This window comes from Tepidicella xavieri, assembly GCF_004363315.1.
Lineage (GTDB): Bacteria > Pseudomonadota > Gammaproteobacteria > Burkholderiales > Burkholderiaceae_C > Tepidicella > Tepidicella xavieri.
Genome location: NZ_SNYL01000003.1, coordinates 200,934 through 219,659, shown reverse-complemented (window position 1 = coordinate 219,659; position 18,726 = coordinate 200,934). Strand labels below are relative to the sequence as shown.

19 protein-coding genes and 1 pseudogene are annotated in these 18,726 nt (G+C 68.3%); 7 read left to right on the top strand and 13 right to left on the bottom strand.

What is annotated here, in order from left to right; translation table 11 throughout:
- Positions 1–33: 33 nt before the first annotated feature.
- The 7 genes from DFR43_RS03885 to DFR43_RS03855 all read right to left on the bottom strand — a co-directional run bounded on the left by DFR43_RS03885 (position 34) and on the right by DFR43_RS03855 (position 5,671).
- On the bottom strand, positions 34–513 hold the full coding sequence (locus DFR43_RS03885) for a copper chaperone PCu(A)C (RefSeq protein ID WP_133596048.1): 480 nt from the start codon (positions 511–513) through the stop codon (positions 34–36).
- Positions 510–1,124, bottom strand: coding sequence for a cyclic nucleotide-binding domain-containing protein (locus DFR43_RS03880; RefSeq protein ID WP_133596047.1), 615 nt, complete (start codon positions 1,122–1,124; stop codon positions 510–512). The genes DFR43_RS03885 and DFR43_RS03880 overlap by 4 nt, the downstream gene beginning before the upstream one ends.
- Positions 1,125–1,237: 113 nt before the next feature.
- Positions 1,238–1,627 carry a DUF2946 domain-containing protein gene (locus DFR43_RS03875; RefSeq protein ID WP_133596046.1) on the bottom strand — a complete coding sequence of 130 codons (390 nt, stop codon included), beginning with the start codon at positions 1,625–1,627 and terminating at the stop codon, positions 1,238–1,240.
- 18 nt (positions 1,628–1,645) lie between these two features.
- A complete protein-coding gene (locus DFR43_RS03870) occupies positions 1,646–2,554 on the bottom strand; it encodes a phosphoribosylaminoimidazolesuccinocarboxamide synthase (protein ID WP_133596045.1) in 909 nt (302 codons plus the stop codon).
- An 18-nt stretch (positions 2,555–2,572) separates the two neighbouring features.
- Positions 2,573–3,637, bottom strand: coding sequence for a class II fructose-bisphosphate aldolase (gene fba / locus DFR43_RS03865; protein WP_133596044.1), 1,065 nt, complete (start codon positions 3,635–3,637; stop codon positions 2,573–2,575).
- Between the two features lie 48 nt (positions 3,638–3,685).
- Positions 3,686–4,675 carry a DUF533 domain-containing protein gene (locus DFR43_RS03860; protein ID WP_133596043.1) on the bottom strand — a complete coding sequence of 330 codons (990 nt, stop codon included), beginning with the start codon at positions 4,673–4,675 and terminating at the stop codon, positions 3,686–3,688.
- Between the two features lie 78 nt (positions 4,676–4,753).
- Entirely contained in the window at positions 4,754–5,671 is a 918-nt protein-coding gene (locus DFR43_RS03855; protein WP_133596042.1) for a LysR substrate-binding domain-containing protein, read from the bottom strand.
- A gap of 106 nt (positions 5,672–5,777) precedes the next feature.
- Between DFR43_RS03855 and DFR43_RS03850 the strand changes: the two genes are divergently transcribed.
- A complete protein-coding gene (locus tag DFR43_RS03850) occupies positions 5,778–7,241 on the top strand; it encodes an NADP-dependent isocitrate dehydrogenase (protein ID WP_133596041.1) in 1,464 nt (487 codons plus the stop codon).
- Positions 7,242–7,262: 21 nt separating this feature from the next.
- Here the strand turns inward: DFR43_RS03850 and DFR43_RS03845 are convergent, their stop codons facing one another.
- Positions 7,263–7,793, bottom strand: coding sequence for an Mpo1 family 2-hydroxy fatty acid dioxygenase (locus DFR43_RS03845; protein WP_133596040.1), 531 nt, complete (start codon positions 7,791–7,793; stop codon positions 7,263–7,265).
- A 128-nt stretch (positions 7,794–7,921) separates the two neighbouring features.
- On the bottom strand, positions 7,922–8,419 hold the full coding sequence (ssb, locus tag DFR43_RS03840) for a single-stranded DNA-binding protein (RefSeq protein ID WP_133596039.1): 498 nt from the start codon (positions 8,417–8,419) through the stop codon (positions 7,922–7,924).
- Between ssb and DFR43_RS03835 the strand changes: the two are divergent.
- Positions 8,413–9,792, top strand: a pseudogene (locus DFR43_RS03835) (chloride channel protein); the annotation flags it as partial. The gene ssb and the pseudogene DFR43_RS03835 overlap by 7 nt on opposite strands.
- Before the next feature lie 136 nt (positions 9,793–9,928).
- Here DFR43_RS03835 and DFR43_RS03830 read toward each other — a convergent pair.
- The 3 genes from DFR43_RS03830 to rpe form a co-directional block, all read right to left on the bottom strand.
- Positions 9,929–11,152, bottom strand: a complete 1,224-nt coding sequence (locus DFR43_RS03830) for an MFS transporter (protein ID WP_133596038.1) — start codon at positions 11,150–11,152, stop codon at positions 9,929–9,931.
- A gap of 127 nt (positions 11,153–11,279) precedes the next feature.
- Positions 11,280–13,640 (bottom strand): methyl-accepting chemotaxis protein, encoded by a 2,361-nt coding sequence (locus DFR43_RS03825; protein WP_133596037.1) that lies wholly within the window; start codon positions 13,638–13,640, stop codon positions 11,280–11,282.
- 155 nt (positions 13,641–13,795) lie between these two features.
- A complete protein-coding gene (gene rpe, locus DFR43_RS03820) occupies positions 13,796–14,479 on the bottom strand; it encodes a ribulose-phosphate 3-epimerase (protein ID WP_133596036.1) in 684 nt (227 codons plus the stop codon).
- 92 nt (positions 14,480–14,571) lie between these two features.
- On the opposite strand from rpe, the gene apaG reads away from it, so the two are divergent.
- Genes apaG through DFR43_RS03795 form a run of 5 tightly spaced genes read left to right on the top strand, consistent with a single transcriptional unit; the run spans position 14,572 to position 17,898 of the window.
- Positions 14,572–14,961: a Co2+/Mg2+ efflux protein ApaG gene (apaG, locus tag DFR43_RS03815; RefSeq protein ID WP_133596035.1), complete on the top strand. Its 390-nt coding sequence runs from the start codon at positions 14,572–14,574 to the stop codon at positions 14,959–14,961.
- Positions 14,961–15,956, top strand: coding sequence for a thiamine-phosphate kinase (thiL, locus tag DFR43_RS03810; RefSeq protein WP_133596121.1), 996 nt, complete (start codon positions 14,961–14,963; stop codon positions 15,954–15,956). The genes apaG and thiL overlap by 1 nt, the downstream gene beginning before the upstream one ends.
- Positions 15,957–16,005: 49 nt before the next feature.
- Positions 16,006–16,884, top strand: a complete 879-nt coding sequence (locus DFR43_RS03805; RefSeq protein ID WP_133596034.1) for an NUDIX hydrolase — start codon at positions 16,006–16,008, stop codon at positions 16,882–16,884.
- On the top strand, positions 16,881–17,399 hold the full coding sequence (locus DFR43_RS03800; RefSeq protein ID WP_245988819.1) for a phosphatidylglycerophosphatase A family protein: 519 nt from the start codon (positions 16,881–16,883) through the stop codon (positions 17,397–17,399). Before DFR43_RS03805 ends, DFR43_RS03800 begins: the two co-directional genes overlap by 4 nt.
- A gap of 7 nt (positions 17,400–17,406) precedes the next feature.
- Positions 17,407–17,898, top strand: coding sequence for a CinA family protein (locus DFR43_RS03795; RefSeq protein WP_133596032.1), 492 nt, complete (start codon positions 17,407–17,409; stop codon positions 17,896–17,898).
- Between the two features lie 21 nt (positions 17,899–17,919).
- Here the strand turns inward: DFR43_RS03795 and DFR43_RS03790 are convergent, their stop codons facing one another.
- Positions 17,920–18,726, bottom strand: coding sequence for a YecA/YgfB family protein (locus tag DFR43_RS03790; RefSeq protein WP_133596031.1), 807 nt, complete (start codon positions 18,724–18,726; stop codon positions 17,920–17,922).

Genomic DNA, 18,726 nt, shown 5'->3' with positions numbered 1-18,726 from the left:
TTGACTCCTATGTCGTCGTGGTGAAAAAGGGGTTCAGTGGCTATGGGATGAAGTGTTCGGACGGGGTTGCTGCACCCAGACCTCGACCTGCCGCGTGCCAGCATGGGCGAATCGAAGTGTCACCGTGAAGCGGTCGCCCACTTTCAGGGGGGATGACAGCCCCTGTAGCATGAGCACATAGCCTTCCGGGCTGTCGTGCCGGAAGGCCACTTCGCCGTGGGGCGGCAGGTCGATGTGCGCCACGGGGCTGATTGGCGCCGTTTCATCGTGAGGGTTTTGGCGTTGCATCACCACCTGTTGCGCAATAGGCGTCGATGCCTCGACCAGCCGATCGGCTCGTGTGCCTTCATTGGTCAAGCGGCGGAAAAAAACATGGCCTGTGTCATTTTCCGAAGGGGTGGCGTAAGGGTGGTCGATGCGCAAAGCTCCAAGCTTGAAACCATGGGCTTGTGCCTGACCAGCCATCAGGCCCACGCACAACAGCGCGCAAAGATAGGTTTTGAGAGTATTCATTCGGAATCCAAATTCAAAGGTGTCGTGGAACGCCGCTTTCTTTGCGGCAACAACCGGCTCAAGGCGCGGCAGACGGTCTCGGGCTGCGCGTCGATCACCTCGGCCAGCACGCGCAGGGGCGGCAATTGCAGGCGGATCTGCGCCGCCTGCTGGGCCAAGGCGCTGCGGGGCAGGTCCTGGGGCAAGTCCAGCAGCGTCAGCAGATGCGACAGCCGCGAAGCCACCTTGCCGGTGCGCAGCTGGGTCATTTGCACGTGCCGGTGCTGTTGTTGCAGCCAGGCTTTGGCCCACGTCCAGCTGTTGACGTCTGCTTCGCACAGGGGTTCGGCCACGCAAGGGGTCAGGGCTTGGGCTTGCAGGCGGTAGCCTTCGCCACACAGGGTCTCCAGGCCCACCCAGTCGCCCGGCAGGGCCAGCTGGACCAGTTGACGCTCGGCGCCCACGACGCGGTCCAGCCGCAAGCAGCCAGAAAGCAGGCGCCAGGCACCGCCCTGGTCGTGCGCGTGAAAGAGCACGGCCTCGGCAGGGAGGTGGACAGGGCGTGCCGCAAGGCGTGCGTCAGGCGCGGCACGCAGGCCGACGCCCGACAAAGGGATAGGAATGGCAGACATGTTCCGCTCCAGGTGTTCGATCGATCGGCCCGGGGCCAACGGCCGGACCAAGGGCTGCGGCGCGCGATGCAGGCGCGGGGCAGCCAGGGGATCGCGGGCGCGCGGGGCGCCTCTCAGGCCTGGGCGGGAGGGCCGCGTGGGTGCGCGCTGCGCCAAGCGCGCTCAGCGGGCGCGGCGTGCGCAAAAGGGGGCGCGTGCTGCGCCAGAGCGATGCGGGGCAGCCAGAGGGAATGGTCGGCAGCCGGCAGGCCGGGGCCGCCGTGAGGCGTGAGGCACCACGGGCACGACATGCCGACGCTGACCGCGCCGGGCGCGTCTTCGTCATGGTCTGCGCCTTCGGCCTGCACCCACACCATGCCGGTGGTGGTGCAGATCTCGATCCAGTCGGCCCGGTCTTGCCCGCGCCAGGCCGCCTGGGCCACGGCAGGGAGCAAGGTGCCCAGCACCATGGACCACAGGGCAAACCATGCGGTCAGGCGGCGTTGGGCAGGAGACAGTGGCATGAGCCCGATTGTAGGCGTTTAACCCAGCAAGCGCTTGAGCGCCTCCTGGTACTTGGCCGCGGTCTGCTCGATCACTTCTCGCGGCAGGCGGGGGGCGGGGGCGGTCTTGTTCCAGGGCCGGCCATCGACCTGGGCCGATTCCAGCCAGTCGCGCAGGTATTGCTTGTCGAAACTGGGCGGATTGCGGCCTTCGGCATAGCTTTCGGCCGGCCAGTAGCGCGAGCTGTCGGGCGTCAGCACCTCGTCCATCAGCACGAGCGTACCGTCCTTGTCCAGGCCGAACTCGAACTTGGTGTCGGCGATGATGACACCTTTGGTGGCGGCGTAGTCGGCCGCCGTCTGGTACAGGCGGATGGCGGTGTCGCGGATCTGGGCGGCCAGCTCGGGGCCGATCATGGCCACCGTCTGTTCGAAGGTGATGTTCTCGTCGTGTTCACCGACCGCCGCTTTGGCTGCCGGGGTGTAGATCGGCGCGGGCAGCTTGCTGGCGTTTTGCAGCCCTTCGGGCAGGGGCACGCCGCAAATGTGGCGGCTTTGCTGGTATTCCTTCCAGCCGCTGCCGGCCAGGTAGCCGCGCACCACCGCTTCCACGGGGATGGGCTTGAGCCGCTTGACCAGCATCGAGCGGCCGCGCACCAGCGGTTTTTCGTCGTCGCTGACCACGCTTTCGGGATCTTCGCCCGTCAGGTGGATGGGGCAGATGCCATGCCCTTTGGGGCCCAACAGATCGAACCAGAAGAGACTCAGCCGCGTTAGCAATTCGCCTTTGCCGGGGATGGGCTCGCCCATGATGACGTCAAACGCGCTGATGCGGTCGGAGGCGACCATGAGGATGCGGTCATCGCCCACGGCGTAGTTGTCGCGCACCTTGCCGCGGGCCAGCAGCGGCAGGGACTTGAGGGCGGAGGTGTGCAGGGCTGGGCTCATGGGGCGGTCTTCCGGCGCTCAGTGGACGACCTGCGCCAGCTCGCCGCGGGCGTAGCGCTGGGCCATCTGTTCCAGCGTGTAGCCCTTGACCTTGCTGGCCATGCCTTCGCAGCCGAAGTCCAGATAGCGCTGCTTGCACACGGCCTGGGCGGCCGCGCGGGCGGGCTTGAGCCATTCGCGGGCGTCGAATTTGTCGGGGTTTTCGGCCAGGAACTTGCGCGCCGCGCCGGTCATGGCCAGCCGGATGTCGGTGTCGATGTTGACCTTGCGCACCCCGTGGCGGATGGCTTCCTGGATTTCGCTGATCGGCACGCCGTAGGTTTCTTTGATTTTGCCGCCGTACTGGTTGATGATGGCCAGCAGTTCCTGGGGCACGCTGGAGCTGCCGTGCATCACCAGATGGGTGTTGGGAATGCGGGCGTGGATTTCCTTGACGCGGGCGATGGCCAGCACGTCGCCGGTGGGCGGACGGGTGAATTTGTAGGCGCCGTGGCTGGTGCCAATCGCAATGGCCAGCGCGTCGAGCCCGGTGGCTTTGACGAACTGCGCAGCCTCTTCCGGGTCGGTCAGCATCTGGCTGTGGTCCAGCGTGCCTGCAGCGCCGATGCCGTCTTCCTCGCCGGCCTGCCCGGTTTCCAGGCTGCCCAGGCAGCCGAGCTCGCCCTCGACGGAAACGCCCACCCGGTGGGCCATTTCCACCACGCGGCGCGTCACGTCCACGTTGTAGTCGAAGCTGGCCGGCGTCTTGCCGTCTTCCAGCAAGGAGCCGTCCATCATCACCGAGCTGAAGCCCAGGTCGATCGCGCCCTGGCACACGGCCGGGCTTTGCCCGTGGTCCTGGTGCATGACCACGGGAATCTGGGGATAGGCCTCGCACGCGGCTTGCACCAGGTGCTTGATGAAGGCTTCACCGGCGTATTTGCGCGCCCCGGCGCTGGCTTGCAGGATGACCGGGGCGTTGACCTCGGCGGCGGCGGCCATGACGGCCTGCACCTGCTCCAGGTTGTTGACGTTGAAGGCGGGGATGCCGTAGCCGTGCTCGGCGGCGTGGTCGAGCAGTTCGCGCAGGGAAACGAGCGCCATGGGAGCCTCTTGGGTGTGGTAAGCGACAAAAATCCGATTTTACGGGGCTCAGCCCCGCACCAGGCGCATCACCTCGGTGGCGTCGAGGGTGCGGGCGCGGGCCTGGATGTCGCCGAGGTGTTGCTGCTGCAGCGTCTTGGCCGGGCCGAGCAGGCCCTGGTAGGTCTGGCGCAGCAGCTCGGTGGACATGACCCGGCCGCCGGCGTAGTAGCGCTTGGCCAGCTGGCCCAGTGCGTAAGTGGTGGCAAACGAAAACGCCATGCCGGTGGCTTGCCCGGCCAGACCGCCCAGCAGCCGCCCGCCGGCCTTGCCGACGAGTCCGCCCAGCAGTTTGCGGCCGAATTGCTCCACGTACTGCGAGGTCAGCCCCACCCCGGCGGTGGCGAGGAATTCCCGGATGTGGCCTTGGTCGAGCGTGATGCCGTGGGCCTTGCCGATGCGGTAGACCATCTTGATCTGCAGTGGAATGATGGCCACCGACGCCCAGGACTGGGGCAGCAATTCCAGCGCGCCGTTGAGGATGGCGTAGTTGAGGATCATCTTGTCCAGGGCCGCCGAGTCCACCGCCGTCGATGCGGCATGCGCCGTGGCTGCCGATGCGGGCGGGGCCAGGTCGGGGGTGTCGCTGGCAGGGGTGTTTTGCACGGCCGCGTAAGCGGCAGCGGCCACCGAATGGGTTTGCGCTTCCGCGTCGGCCACCGAGCGGTCAGCCGCCAGCCCGAGCTGGGCCTTGAGCTGCGACAGAAACGCTTTTTCCGCGCTGCTGGTCAGGCCGTCGGCGTCGCACACCGCCACGGCCCACTCGTAGGCCAGCTGGCGGTGGGCCGGTTGGGTCAGCGTCTGCACGGCTTGCGCCAGCGTCACCCGTTGCAGCAGGGCGTCCTGCACCGCTTGGGCGAGGTGGGTCGATCCGGCCGTGGCGTCGAGCTGCTGCGCCAGTTCGCGGATGAATTGCCGTTCGCTGTCGGCTTTCTGGCCATCGCACAGGGCGGCCTGCACCAGGATGCCGAGCAGTGCCCGCTGTTCTTCGGGGGTCATGAAGGTTCTCCTGCAAAAAAGAGGGGATGAGCCTCAGAGTGTGCCGCGGGCCGCAGGTTCACGGCGGCGGCATGCGAATCAGGCCGACAGTTCGCCCAGGATTTGCCGCGCCTCGTCGATGAAGGCCTGCGCGGGCAGGGCCAGCCGGCGGTCGCGGCGCCAGACCAGCTTCCACTGCCGCCGCACGGGAAAGCCCGCCACGGGCAGCACGGCCAGCCCTTCCAGGGCGGGGTCGCGGTTGAGCGCGTGGCGCGACAGCACCGCCAGCCCCATGCCGGCGGCCACCGCATGCTTGAGGGCCTCGTTGCTGCCCAGCGTCATGCGCTCTTGCGGCTGCACGCCCAGCGCCTGCAAATGCTGTTCGGTGGCCAGCCGCGTGCCGGAGCCTGGCTCCCGCGCCAGCCAGGGCACGCCGTTGAGCGCCTTGGCCGGCACCTTGCGCCGCTGGGCCCAGGGGTGGTGCCTGGGGCCGATGACCACCAACGGGTTGTCCAGGCAATCCAGCGTCTCCAGATCCAGCGTGGGCGGGGGCATCATCATCACGGCCAGATCGCAGCGCTCGTCTTGCAGGCGCTGGATGATGCGGTCCCGGTTGTCCACCGACAGGTCCACCTCGATGCCCGGGTGGCGTTGCGCGAAGCGCTGCAGCCAGTGCGCGATGAAGTATTCGGTGGTCGTCACGCCGGCGATGCGCAACAGCCCGCGTTCCAGCCCCTGCAACGCATGCAGATCGTCTTCGCAATGGCGCCACAGGCCGAAGATGTCGGTGGCGGCCTGCTGCAGCCGGCGCCCGGCTTCGGTGATGCGGATGCCGCGCCCGGCCGGCTCCACCAGCGTGGCGCCCAGCGCGTGTTGCAGCTCCTGAATCTGCACCGTCACCGTGGGCTGGGTCAGGTGCAGCTCGCGCGCGGCCTGGGTGATGGAGCCCAGCCGCGCCACGCTCTCGAACGTGCGCAACTGGTTGAAGGTGGCTTTGGGCAGGCGGAATCGACTCATAGGTTAAATACTATGTGATTTTCACAAACAAATCATTTTTCACCAATGACTTTTTCCGTCACACTGCGTTCATTCCTCCATGCAACCCTTACCTAGGAGCAGCGACATGACGCAAGCAGTCCCCATCACCGTGGCCAATGGCGACGGCATCGGCCCCGAGATCATGGAAGCCACCCTGCGCGTGCTCAAGGCCGCCGGCGCGGCCATCGCCCCCGAATTCATCGAAATTGGCGAGAAGCAGTACCTGGCCGGGCACAGCTCGGGCATCGCCCCGGAGGCCTGGGAAAGCCTGCGCCGCACCAAGGTGTTCCTCAAGGCGCCCATCACCACCCCGCAAGGCGGCGGGTTCAAGAGCCTCAACGTCACCATCCGCAAGACGCTGGGCCTGTATGCCAACGTGCGGCCCTGCGTCAGCTACGCGCCGTACGTCAAGACCCTGCATCCCAAGATGGACCTCGTCATCATCCGCGAAAACGAGGAAGACCTGTACGCCGGCATCGAGCACCGGCAGACCGATGAGGTGTTCCAGTGCCTCAAGCTCATCACCCGCCCCGGGTGCGAGAAGATCGTGCGCTACGCTTTCGAGTACGCCCGGGCCAACGGTCGCAAGAAGGTCACCTGCATGACCAAAGACAACATCATGAAGATGACCGATGGGCTGTTCCACAAGGTGTTCGACGAGATCGCGCCCGAATACCCCGAGATTCAAACCGATCACATGATCATCGACATCGGCGCCGCGCGGCTGGCCACGCGCCCCGATCTGTTCGATGTCATCGTCACGCCCAATCTGTATGGTGACATCCTCTCCGACATCGCGGCCGAACTCACCGGCTCGGTGGGGCTGGCGCCGAGCGCCAACATCGGTGAGCACGTGGCCATGTTCGAGGCCATCCACGGCAGCGCCCCCGACATTGCCGGCAAGGGCATCGCCAACCCGTCCGGGCTGTTGCTGGCCGCGGTGATGATGCTGGTGCACATCGGCCAGGCCGAGGCGGCGGCACGCATTCACAACGCCTGGCTCAGCGCCATCGAGGATGGCGTGCACACCGCCGAGCTGCACAGCCATTTGAGCATCGGCCGGCCGTTTGGCAGCATGGACTTTGCCGATGCCGTGATCGACCGCCTGGGCAACCTGCCGCAGAAGCTCACGCCCGTGAGCTACGCTGGTGCCCGCCCGATGCGGGTGCCGGCCGCCGCGCCCGAGGCGCCGCAGCGCGCGAGCGAGCCTGCCCAGAAGGCGCTGGTGGGCATCGACGTGTTCGTGCATGCCGCCCACACCCGCCCCGACGCGCTGGCCGAGCGGCTCAAGGCCTGCACGCCGGCCGGCCTGGAGCTGCAAGTGATCACGAACCGGGGGGTGAAGGTGTGGCCTGGAGGCTTTCCCGAAACCTTCTGCACCGATCACTGGCGCTGCCGCTTCGTGGCGGCCGGTGACGAGCCGTTGCAGCATGGCGCGCTCGTGGCGCTGATGAGCGAGCTGGCCGCCCAAGGCATCGACTTCATCAAGACGGAAAACCTGTGCACGTTTGACGGAGCGCGTGGCTTCGCCCTGGCCCAGGGGCAATGAGAGCCGGGCCGGCCTCGCGGCTCAGCGCTGCGGGCCGGCCTGCATCTCGATGGTCTGGCGCATGGCGCCCAAAGCGCCCAGCATCATCAGCACCTCGGCCACCACGAACATCGGTCCTACCAGCAGGCCCACCAGATCGTCGGCGAATGCGGGCTTGCGGCCCTCGAAGTAGTGCCCGACGAACTGAAACACCCACCCCACCACGAACACCGCCACCCCCGCCATCCACGGCGCCCAGGCGCTGCCCGTGGCTTCCAGATGACCCGCCCAGGCATGGGCCAACCCCATCAGCACGGCCATCGCGCCCACGGTGGCCGCCCCCAGCAGCGCCGAGCCGCGCGTGAGGTACCACAAGGCCGCAGCGGCCCACAGCAGCCATGCCAGCGTCAGGCCCATCCCCGCCACCGGCCAGATCGGTCGCGCCAGCAGCAGCCCAACGGAGAGCACGATCAGCGGAATGCCAACCAGATGGGTGAGGATGTTGCGTCGGTCGCGGTGGTACTGGGCGTACATCACCATCAATTCGACAGCGGGTTTCTGCAGGGAATGCATGGTCACACCTCGTCACGGACATGGGCGCCAACGCGCGCCCTTCGAGAGATGTAACCCGCTGGGGCGCGGCGCCATAGAGGTGTTACCCGCACGCACCGTCGCCTGCGAGACAGAGGCTGGGCGGCCGATCAGAATGGGATGTCGTCGTCCATGTCGTCGAAGCCGGTGGAGGCCGCAGCCGGCTTGCTGGCGGGCGCCGGGCGGCTGGCCGGGGCCGCAGCGGCCGAGCGTGCCGGCGCGGCTGGGCGCGCGGTGTAGCCGCCCTCGTCGGTGCCCGGCGCGGCAGCGCCATCGCGGGTGCCGAGCAGTTGCAGTTCGGTGGCGATGATGTCCACCGTATTGCGCTCAACCCCGGACTGGTCGGTGTATTTGCCGTATTTCAGGCGCCCTTCCACATAGATGGGGCGCCCTTTCTTGACATAGTCGCCGGCGATTTCGGCCAACCGGTCGTAGAAGGTGACGCGATGCCACTGGGTGTCTTCCACCACCTCGCCGGAATTGCGGTCTTTGCGCCGGCTGGTGGTGGCCACGGTCACGTTCGCCACGGGCTGGCCAGAGGGCAGGTAACGGATTTCGGCGTCGCGGCCGCAGTTGCCGACCAGAATGACTTTGTTGACGGATGCCATGGCGCGGTGTCCTCTTTCAAGCGTGGTGTGAATCAAACAGCGATTGTGCAGCATTTGCGGCATTGGCCACCGCCCCGCGCCATGCGGGGGCTTTCGCTTTTAGCTTTTATACTGGGCGCATGCCCCGGTCGCCGCAGCCCGACTTCCTGCAAAACCTTCGCCGCGAGATGGTGGATGCCCGCCACTGGCTGGACCGGGCGGTGGTGATCGGGTTCGCGGTGCTGGCCGGTCTGGCGGTGGTGGCTTTCACGCTGCTGTACGACGCGGCGTTTGCCTATTTCCAGACGCTGCAGGCCGGGCACGGCTGGCTCACGCTGCTGTGGACGCCGGCCATCACGGCCTTGGTGGTGTGGGCACTGCGGGCCTGGGCGCCCGGCGCAGGCGGCTCGGGCGTGCCCCAGGCCATGGTGGCGTTGGACCCGGCCTTGCCGCGCGCCGAGCGCGGGCGGGTCGTCTCGCTGCGCCTGAGCGTGGCGAAGGTGCTGGGTGTCTCGGGTGGGGTGCTGGCCGGGCTGTCGATCGGGCGCCAGGGGCCGTCGGTGCAGGTGGCCGCTGGCGTGATGCACCATGCGCGCCGCTACCTCTCGCCGCGCACCGCCATCACCGAACGCGAGCTGCTCGTCGCCGGAGGGGCGGCCGGCATCGCCGCCGCCTTCAACACGCCGCTGGGCGGCATCGTCTTTGCCATCGAGGAACTGTCGCGCCGACTGGAGCAGCGCAACAGCGGCCTGATGCTGGCGGCCATCGTGGTCTCGGGGCTGGTGTCGGTCTCGGTGTTTGGCAATCTGTCGTATTTTGGGCGGGTGACGATCGAAATCGTCTCCTGGGCCGATCTGTTTTGGCCGGGGCTGATGATTGCGCTGGCCTGCGGGCTGCTGGGCGGGTTGCTGTCGCGGCTGCTGCTGGTGTCGTTCACCGGTCTGCCGGATCGCTTCTGTGCCTACCGGCGCGCCCACCCGGTGCGGTTTGCGGCATGGTGCGGGCTGGGGGTGGCCATCATTGGCCTGGTGACCGGCGGCGCGGCCAATGGTGGCGGGCATCACCACGCGCGCGAACTGCTGGCCATGACCTCGGTGGAGGAGCACACACCCTTTCTGTTTTCGGGGCTCAAGCTCATCGCGTCGTGGTGGTCGGCCTGGTCGGGGGTGCCGGGCGGCATCTTCGGGCCCAGCCTGGCCATGGGCGCCGGCGTGGGTGCCGACGTGGCCTGGCTCACCGACGCGGGCCAGGTGCAGGCACTGATTGCCATCGGCATGGCCGGCTTTTTGGCCGCCGTCACGCAAGCGCCCATCACGGCCATGATCATCGTCATGGAGATGACCGATGGCCACAGCATGGTGCTGAGCCTCATGGGGTGCGCGTTGCTGTCGAGCCTGGTCTCGCGCATGATCAGCCGCCCGCTGTACGGGACGATGGCCGAACTGATGCTCGAACGGGTGCTGGAACGAGCGACGAAAGCCGAACCGGCGCCGGCCCCGGCGGGGGCGGCAGACGAGCCCCCCGGAGACGTCAGCGCGCCCGGGCCGCAGGCTGCTCCTGCGGCGTCACCCGCTTCGGCCCCTGGGGCGACGGCGCCTGCATCGGCCACGCCACCACCAGCCACACCAGGGTCAGCGCCGCGCAAGCCATGAACAGACCACTGGCGCCTGCCTGTGCCACCAGCCAGCCGCCCACCGCGCCACCGACGAAGAAGCCCACCGATTGCAGGGTGTTGTACACCCCGAGCGCTGAACCGCGTGACTGGGGCGGGGCCAGGCGGGACACCAGGCTGGGCTGGCTGGCCTCCAGCGTGTTGAATCCCAGAAAAAACAAAAACAGCGCCCCGCCCAGCAGCGCCAGCGGCACGGCTTCGGTCTGGCGGCTGCTCCACCAGAACACGATTTGCACCAGCACGAGCAGCGCGATGGCCACCAGGAACACGGCCCGCAGATAGCCGCGCCGTTCCAGCCGGAACAAGACCCCCCCCATCACGGCGAAAGAACCGACGAGCGCCAGCAGATAGACCGTCCAATGCCGAGGCGCCGGCAAGCCCGCAGCCACCAGCAGCGCCGGCACGGCCATCCACATGGCCAGTTGCACGGCATGGAGCACGAACACGCCCAGGTTCAGGCGCAGCAGGGCCGCATCGCGCAGCACCGGGCCCAGCCCGCCACGGGCCGCATCGCGCAGCACCGGCGGCTCGGGCGGCACCACCCAGGCCACCACCGCCATGCCAGCCAGCGCCAGCACGCAGGTCAGGGCAAACAGGCCCGACAGGCCGATATGGTGGGCCAGCACGGGGGCCAGCACGAGTGAGGAGGCGAACATCAGCGCGATGCTCACGCCGACCAGCGCCATCGCCTTGGTGCGGACTTCGTCACGCGTGGTGTCGGCGATGAAGGCGGTGACCGCCGCCGAAATCGCGCCCCCGCCTTGCAGGGCGCGGCCCAGGGTGAGCCACTCCAGCGTGGGCGCCCAGGCCGCCAGCAAGCTGCCCAGCGCAAACAGCGCCAGCCCGCCCTGGATGACGCGCTTGCGGCCCCAGCGATCGGATGCCATGCCCAGTGGAATCTGCAAACAGGCTTGGGTCAGGCCGTAGATGCCCATCGCCAGCCCCACGAGCGCGGGATCGTCGCCACCCGGGTAGCGCGCCGCTTCCAGGGCAAAGACCGGCAGCACCAGAAACAGCCCCAGCATGCGCAAGGCGAAAATGGCCGCCAGCGACAGACTGGCGCGGCGCTCGGCCGCAGTCATGCGGTGCGAAGAAGCAGGCGATACGGACACAGGCAATCAAGGACGAAGGGCGCAAGCCCGAAGCGAAGCATCGATTGTCGCTCATGCCGTTGCCCCGTTGCCTGCGCCGGGACATGCCGGCGGCGGGTCAGCGCGACTTGACCTCGCTGCGGTAAGCTCCGCAACCGACCAGCAACTCGTCGTTGATCGGCAGCACGAAGGAGGACTTGCCGCGCACGTCGCCGGTCAGCGGATTGACGATGTTGTACTCCACCCAGCCGCCGCCGTTGTCGGCGCGGTCCCAGGCGTCGTGCAGGAACTGATCGGCGTCGATGCCGGGGGCGTCGTGCACGCGGGTGCCGGTCTTGGCCCGATCGGCGCCCATGACGCGGTAGGTGCCCTGGCGATCGAGCACGAACACGTAGAGATCGCGGTCGATGAAGGGGCCGTCCTTGCGGTAGAAGTCTTCACATGCCTGGTCGTAGCCCATGGCCCGGATGTGGGCCAGGGCGTCTTGCGCCAGCCGCATCGCCACGTCGGCCGTGCCGTTCTTCAGCCGCATGTGGTGCACGGCCTCATCCAGATCATCGGTGTGCGCCCGCAGTTCCTCCGAGCGCTTGGTGGTGCGTTCCACCATGGCGGCGTTGTCGTAAGTGACGGTGTCGAGCTGCCCCATGGCCTGCGCCACTTCCTTGAGCGCGGCGCTTTGCTGGTTGCTGGCCACGGCCATGCCGTCGATGCGGGCGTTGATGTCGCGTATGCCTTGCACGAGCTGGTCCATCACGGCATTGACGGAGCTGATCTCGGCGACGGACGACTGCACCCGGCCGGTGGATTCGGCGATGAGCTGCCGCACTTCACCGGCGGCCGACTGGCTGCGTTGGGCCAGGTTGCGCACCTCTGCGGCCACCACGGCAAAGCCACGGCCGGCCTCGCCCGCGCGGGCCGCCTCCACCGCGGCATTGAGCGCCAGGATGTTGGTCTGGAACGCGATGCTGTCGATCACGCCGATGATCTCGTTCATCTTGCGCGAGGTGGCCTGCAGCGTGCCCATGCCGCGCACGGTTTGCTGCATCAGCCCGCTGGCCTCTTCGGTCTGCTGGTGCAGGCGGGCGCTGACGCGGCTGACCTCCTGCACGTTTTCGCTGTTGCGGTTGACCGTCTCGGCCGCTTCGCGGATGTTGGCGCTGGCTTCCTCCAGGCTGGCGGCCTGGGCCTGCGTGCGCTCGGACAGTTGGGTGCTGTCGTGCACCAGCTGCTGGCCCATGTGGCCCAGCACGGCAGAGACGCTGCGCACATCGGCCACGATGGCCGACAGGCTGTTGAGCATGCCTTGGAACTTGCGCGCCATCTGGGCCATTTCGTCGGTGCCGGCGATATGGACTTCGCCCGTGAGGTCGCCCTCGGTGGCGCGTTCGATCACGCTGTTGAGCTGGCGCAAGCCGTCGATGGTGGCATGGTAGAAGGCCACCATGCCATAGATGAGAATGACCAGCAGCAGCACGGCCGCCACGCTCACGATGACGACCTGCCGCTCATAGGACGCGGCGCGGCCGCGCAGCAGGGCCTCCAGCCGCTCGGCCATGGCTTGACCAAAGGCATGCTGGTCGACCTGGATCTCGGTGCCGTCCTGGAAATGGCCAACCGGATCGGCGATCAGGATGCCTGACCCCATGCTGGAGCGGGTGATGGCCGTATAGGCGTAGGCGGCGCCGGTGACTTCCTCCCACACAGCGGGCACGGCCTCGCCAATGCGCTCCAGCGCGTCGAGCCGCTCCTGCATCTGGATCAGGCGGCTGTCAACGAAATCGGTTTGCCCACCCAGACGCACCGCGTTGGTGATGAGCTCGGCGCTGTAGCCTTGGCTTTGTTGCACCAGCAGGGCACCACCCTCGTTGCGCAGATGGGTGGTGGCCTGCATCAGCGGCAGCAGCCGTTCGACCAGCAGATCGACGAGGTAATAGACGTTGGTGTTCGGGTCCAGCAGCAGGGTGGACGATTCCCCGGCCACGACGGCGAGCTTGTGCAGGCGGGCGAGCAAGTCGGTGTGCTGGGCGTACCACTCGCTGCGCGCCTGGCTTTGGGGGCTGGCATCGATCAGTTTGCGCAACTCTTCGCGGATCGGCTCCCATTCGCCCGACAAGCCCAGCGCGGCTTCGCGCTGCACGGCGGCATCCAGCGCCGTGATGCGCTCGCGCAGCCGTTGCCGGGACTCCTCCACACCGGTGGCCGAGGGCGCGTGCCCGGCCAGCAGCATGTTCACATGACCCTGGTGATCCTGTAGCGGCACCGCCAGATCGACCACCTGCTGCACCACCCGCAGGCCCGAGAGTTCGCGCAGCGCCGTGGCCCGGTCGTTCCAGAAGCTCTGAATCAGCAGTGCCCCGGCCAGCGCCAGCGGCAGCAGCAGCACGGCGGCCATGGCGATCATCTTCGCGCTCATGGGCAGACGCTGCATGAGCGAGACGCCGGGGCGGATGAAGGGGTGTGCGCGGTGCGGTGCGGTCATGGCGGGATACTCTGGGCAAACGTCCGATCAACGATCATAGCCACGATTGGGCACCATCCAGCCGCCTGAAATACCGGGATTTCCCCCGGTTGGTCCGGTGCAAGCGGGGTTCCTGACGCCTGGCTGACGTCTGGGTTAACGTCTGGTTTGTGCTCTCAGCGGCTGGCCAGCGCGGCGCGCATGGCGTCGATCACGGCTCGGTAATCCGGCTGGCCAAAGATGGCGCTGCCCGCCACAAAGGTGTCGGCCCCGGCGTCGGCCACGCGGCGGATGTTGTCGGCCTTGATGCCGCCGTCCACCTCCAGCCGGATGTCCTTGCCGCAAGCATCGATGCGGCGGCGTGCTTGCTCGATCTTGCGCAATGCGCTGTCGATGAACGATTGGCCGCCAAAGCCCGGGTTGACGCTCATGATGAGAATGAGATCGATGTCGTCGATGACCCAGTCCAGCGCGTCCAGCGGCGTGGCCGGATTGAACACGAGGCCCGCCCGAGCCCCCCGCGTCTTGATCGCCTGGACGCTGCGGTGCACATGGGTGGAAGCGTCGGGGTGGAAGCTGACCAGGTCGGCGCCGGCGTCGATGAAGGCGCCGGCCAGCGCATCCACCGGTTGAATCATCAGGTGCACGTCGATGGGCACGGGGGTGCCGTCCGGTCTTTTCGCGTGGGGCTTGAGGGCCTGGCAGACCATGGGCCCGAAAGTGAGGTTGGGCACGTAATGGTTGTCCATCACGTCGAAATGAATCCAGTCGGCGCCAGCGGCGATCACGGCGCGCACTTCCTCGCCCAGGCGGGCAAAGTCGGCCGACAGGATGGAGGGGGCGATGCGGTAGGTGGTCATGGTCACAAGCCGTTCAGGGGGCGGTGCGCCCCTGCAGGCCCGCATTGTGGCAGTTTTGCACCGGCAGGCTGCAAGCGCGGCACAATCGCCCCATGCCCAGCCACCAGTTCCAGTGCGAAGCCGCCGTTCGCTATTTGCCCGAAGCCTCCGATCCGCAGGCGCCGCTGTACGTGTTCGCCTACACCATCACCATCCGCAATGTGGGTGACGTGGCGGCCCAGCTGATTGCCCGCCATTGGGAAATCGAAGACGTCCAGGGGCGGGTGCAGGTCGTCGATGGGCTGGGCGTGGTTGGGCAGCAGCCTTTGCTACAGCCGGGCGAGGCCTTCCAGTACAGCAGCAGCGCCCCCCTGCAGACGCCCATGGGCATCATGAGCGGGCATTACTTCTGCGTGGGCGTGGACGGGCACCGTTTCGAGGCGCCGGTGCCTGCTTTTGTGCTGCGGGCCGAAGGGGGCAACGGCGGGGCGGCATGGTACTGATGGGCGAGTTCGATCTCATCCGGCGCCACTTCCAGCACGCCCTGCAACCGGCCGGCGTGGCCCTGGGCAATGGCGACGACGCCGCCCTGCTGGCGCCCGCCCCAGGCTGTCACCTGGCCGTTTCCACCGACATGCTGGTCGAAGGCCGCCACTTCCTGCCCACGGTGGACCCCCGCGCCCTCGGCCACAAGGCGCTGGCCGTCAACCTTAGCGATCTGGCCGCGATGGGGGCCCGCCCCCTGGCCTGGACGCTGGCGCTGGCGCTGCCCCGGGCTGACGATGCCTGGCTGGCTGCCTTGGCCGCCGGGCTGCTGGCGCTGGCCGATGCCCACGGCTGTGCCCTGGTGGGCGGCGACACCACGGCCGGGCCGTTGAACCTGTGCCTGACCGTGATGGGCGAGGTGCCCGCCGGCCAGGCCCTGCGGCGCGATGCCGCGCGACCGGGCGATGACGTGTACGTCAGCGGCCAGTTGGGCGATGCCCGGTTGGCGCTGGAGGTGTTTCGCGGGCGCTGCGAGGTGCCGGCGGCCACGTTCGCGCGGGCGCGGCGGCGCATGGAATGGCCCCAACCCCGGGTGGCGCTGGGGTTGGCCCTGCGCGGCGTGGCCCGCGCCTGCGCCGACGTGAGCGACGGGCTGCTCGGCGACCTGGGGCACATCCTGCGCGCCTCGGGCGTGGGCGCGCGCATCGACGCCGAAACGCTGATGCAATCCGCGGCCGTCAGCGACGACGTGCGTGCGTTGCCCAAACCGTTGGCGCTGACCTGCGTGCTCGCCGGTGGCGACGACTACGAATTGGTCTTCTCCGCCCCGGCGGCCGCGCGTGAGGCGGTGCAGGCCGCCGCGCAGGCCGCCGGGGTGGCGGTGACACGCATCGGTGCCATTGAAGAGCCTGCCGCTGGGGCGGCCGGCACCGCCCGGCTCGTGGATGCCCAAGGCCGGCCCTACCGGGTGCCCGATGGCGCCCATCTGGCCGGCTTCGACCATTTCGCCTGAAGGGCCGAAACGACCGGTGCCCACTTGGCGCGGTGTCACAATCCTTGGCATGAACGCCTCCACTTTCCCCGCCGATGACGCCCCACCCCGCGACGCCGCCTCGGTGGTGCTGCTGCGCGACGGGCCCCAGGGCCTGGAAGTGTTGTTGCAGCGCCGGCACCAGAACGCCGGCGTGCTCGGTGGCCTGTACGTATTTCCGGGCGGCAAGCTCGATGCCGCCGACACCGATGCGGCCTGGGCCGAGGCACTGGACCTGCCCCCTGCCGCTCTGCCTGAACGACTCAATGAAGCGGCCCTGTCGCCCGCCTTGGCTCAAGGCTTGCACGTGGCCGCGCTGCGTGAACTGTTCGAAGAAGCCGGCGTGCTGCTGGCCACCCCGGCGCCGGGCGCCGAAGCGCTGCGCGCCGTGCGCGAAGCCATGCCCCACCACGCTTGGCCGCAGGCATTGCGCCGACAGGGGCTGCGGGCGCATCTGACGGGGCTGTTGCCGTGGTCGCGCTGGATCACGCCGCGCAACCCGCCCGTGGGCACGCCCCGTTTCGACACCCGCTTCTTCCTGGCTCTGCTGCCGGCGGGGCAGGCCGCCATGCACGACGACCACGAATCCATCGACAGCCTCTGGCTGACCCCGCGTGAAGCGCTGCAGCGTTACTGGCGGCGCGAGATCGAGCTCATTCCGCCGCAGCTCATGGCGCTGGCGCAACTGGCTCGCCACGCCAGCGCCGCTGGCGCCTGGCAAGAGGCCCAGGGCCGGCGCGCGCCATGCATCCAGCCCGAACACTTCATGGACGGTGAGGCGCGCGCCATGTGCTATCCCGGCGACCCGCTGCACCCGATCGCCCAGCGCGCCCTGCCCGGCCCCACCCGGCTGCGCCTGGTGAACAAACGTTTCGAGCCTTTCGACGGTTTTGAAGGATGGTTCCGATGATGGCCCCACCCCTCATCCAACCCGATGCGCGCTTTCTGTTTGCGCGGCTGTCGCACCTGATCGCGCTGGGCTTTGGCGCGGGCCTGAGCCGCCGGGCGCCGGGCACCGTGGGCACGCTGTGGGGCTGGGCCCTGTTCCTGGTCATCGATGCGCTGTTCCAGCCGACCGACTGGGCCTGGGCGGCCCTGATCGGCGCCGGGCTGCTGGCGGGCTGGTGGGCCAGCGTGGCCACCGTGCGCCGCTGTGGCGTGGCCGATCCGGGCTACATCGTGATCGATGAAATCGTGGCCTTCTGGCTGGTGCTGTGGCTGGCCATGCCCATGGGGTTGCTCGGGCAGGCCGTGGCCTTTGGCCTGTTCCGTTTCTTCGACGCCGCCAAGCCCGGCCCGGTGGCCTGGGCCGATCAGGCCTTCAAGGGCCCCGGCTGGAAGGGCGCCTGGGGCGTCATGTTCGACGACCTGGTGGCGGCCTTCTGCACCTTGCTGGTCATCGCCCTGTGGCGCTTCCTGTGGTGAGGGGCCGATGAACACGCTGGACCCCCAGCTCCTGGCGCTGTGCGAGCGGCTGGCCCAAGCCCTGCGGCCACGCGGGTGGCGGCTGGCCACCGCTGAAAGCTGCACCGGTGGCCTGATCGCGGCCACCTGCACCGGGCTCAGCGGCTCCAGCGACTGGCTGGACCGTGGCTTCGTGACGTATTCCAACGCCGCCAAGACCGCCCAGCTTGGCGTGCCCGAGGCGCTGATCGCCCAGCACGGCGCGGTCAGCGAAGCGGTGGCTCGCGCCATGGCCGAAGGCGCCTTGCGGCACTCGCTGGCGCAGGTGAGCGTGGCCGTGACCGGCGTGGCCGGCCCCACGGGCGGCAGCGCCGACAAACCGGTCGGCACCGTCTGGTTTGGCTGGGCCACGCCGCAAGGCGTCGTCACCGAGCGGCAATGCTTCCCCGGCGACCGTGACGCCGTGCGCGCCGCCACGGTGCGCCATGCGCTGGAGGGGTTGCTGCAACGGCTGGGTTGATGCCCCTGGGTGGCGGCGGGCTCAGGCCCCGTGGCACTTCTTGTACTTCTTGCCGCTGCCGCACCAGCACGGATCGTTGCGCCCGGGTTCCTGGGCCTTGCGCACGGTTTCCACGCGTGGGCCCACGTGCTTCCAGGTGTCGCGCAGGTCGTACACCGCCCAGATGGCGTCGCCGTAGGCGTTGAGGCGCTCTTGGCTCACGCTGGGCGGGCTGTCGTCGCCAAACATGCGCACGGTGGGCTCGCCCTCGTCGTCCTCGGTCAGGGCCACGATGCGTTCCATGGCGTCTTCCACCCAGCCGGCGGCTTCCTTGTCACGCGGTGGCTGCCATTCTTCGGGCCAGGTTTCGACGGCGTACATGAAGCCCAGCGCCCACACCTGGGCAAAGGAGGGCAACGCTTCGCCGCCCAACTGCTCGGCCATCTCGGCGCGTTCGGCCTCGGTCATGCTGGCCACGGCGCCCCGCAGGTCCACCACCTCGGGGGCGTAGCAACGTTCATCGTCCAGTGACTCGACCGGCGCATCGAGCGCGGCCTGCACCTCGGCCCAGCGGCGCTGCCACAGGCGCAGGAATTGGTCGTGCTGCTCGGAGCTGGCAAACAGGTGGGGGCCGAAGGTGCCGGTGTCGGGGTCGCTGAGCAGGGCGCCGAAATATTCCTCGGGCGGGATGGCGCGGCGGCAGCAAATGAGCGCGGCCATGAAGCCTTCGCAGAACTCCCATTGGGGCACTTCGTCGAGACGGGTGCGCAGGTCATCGAGGATCTGGTCGAGGGCGTCGTAGTCGGCATCGCCCAGCGCGTCGGTGGACAGGGGATGGGGGTTGGTCAT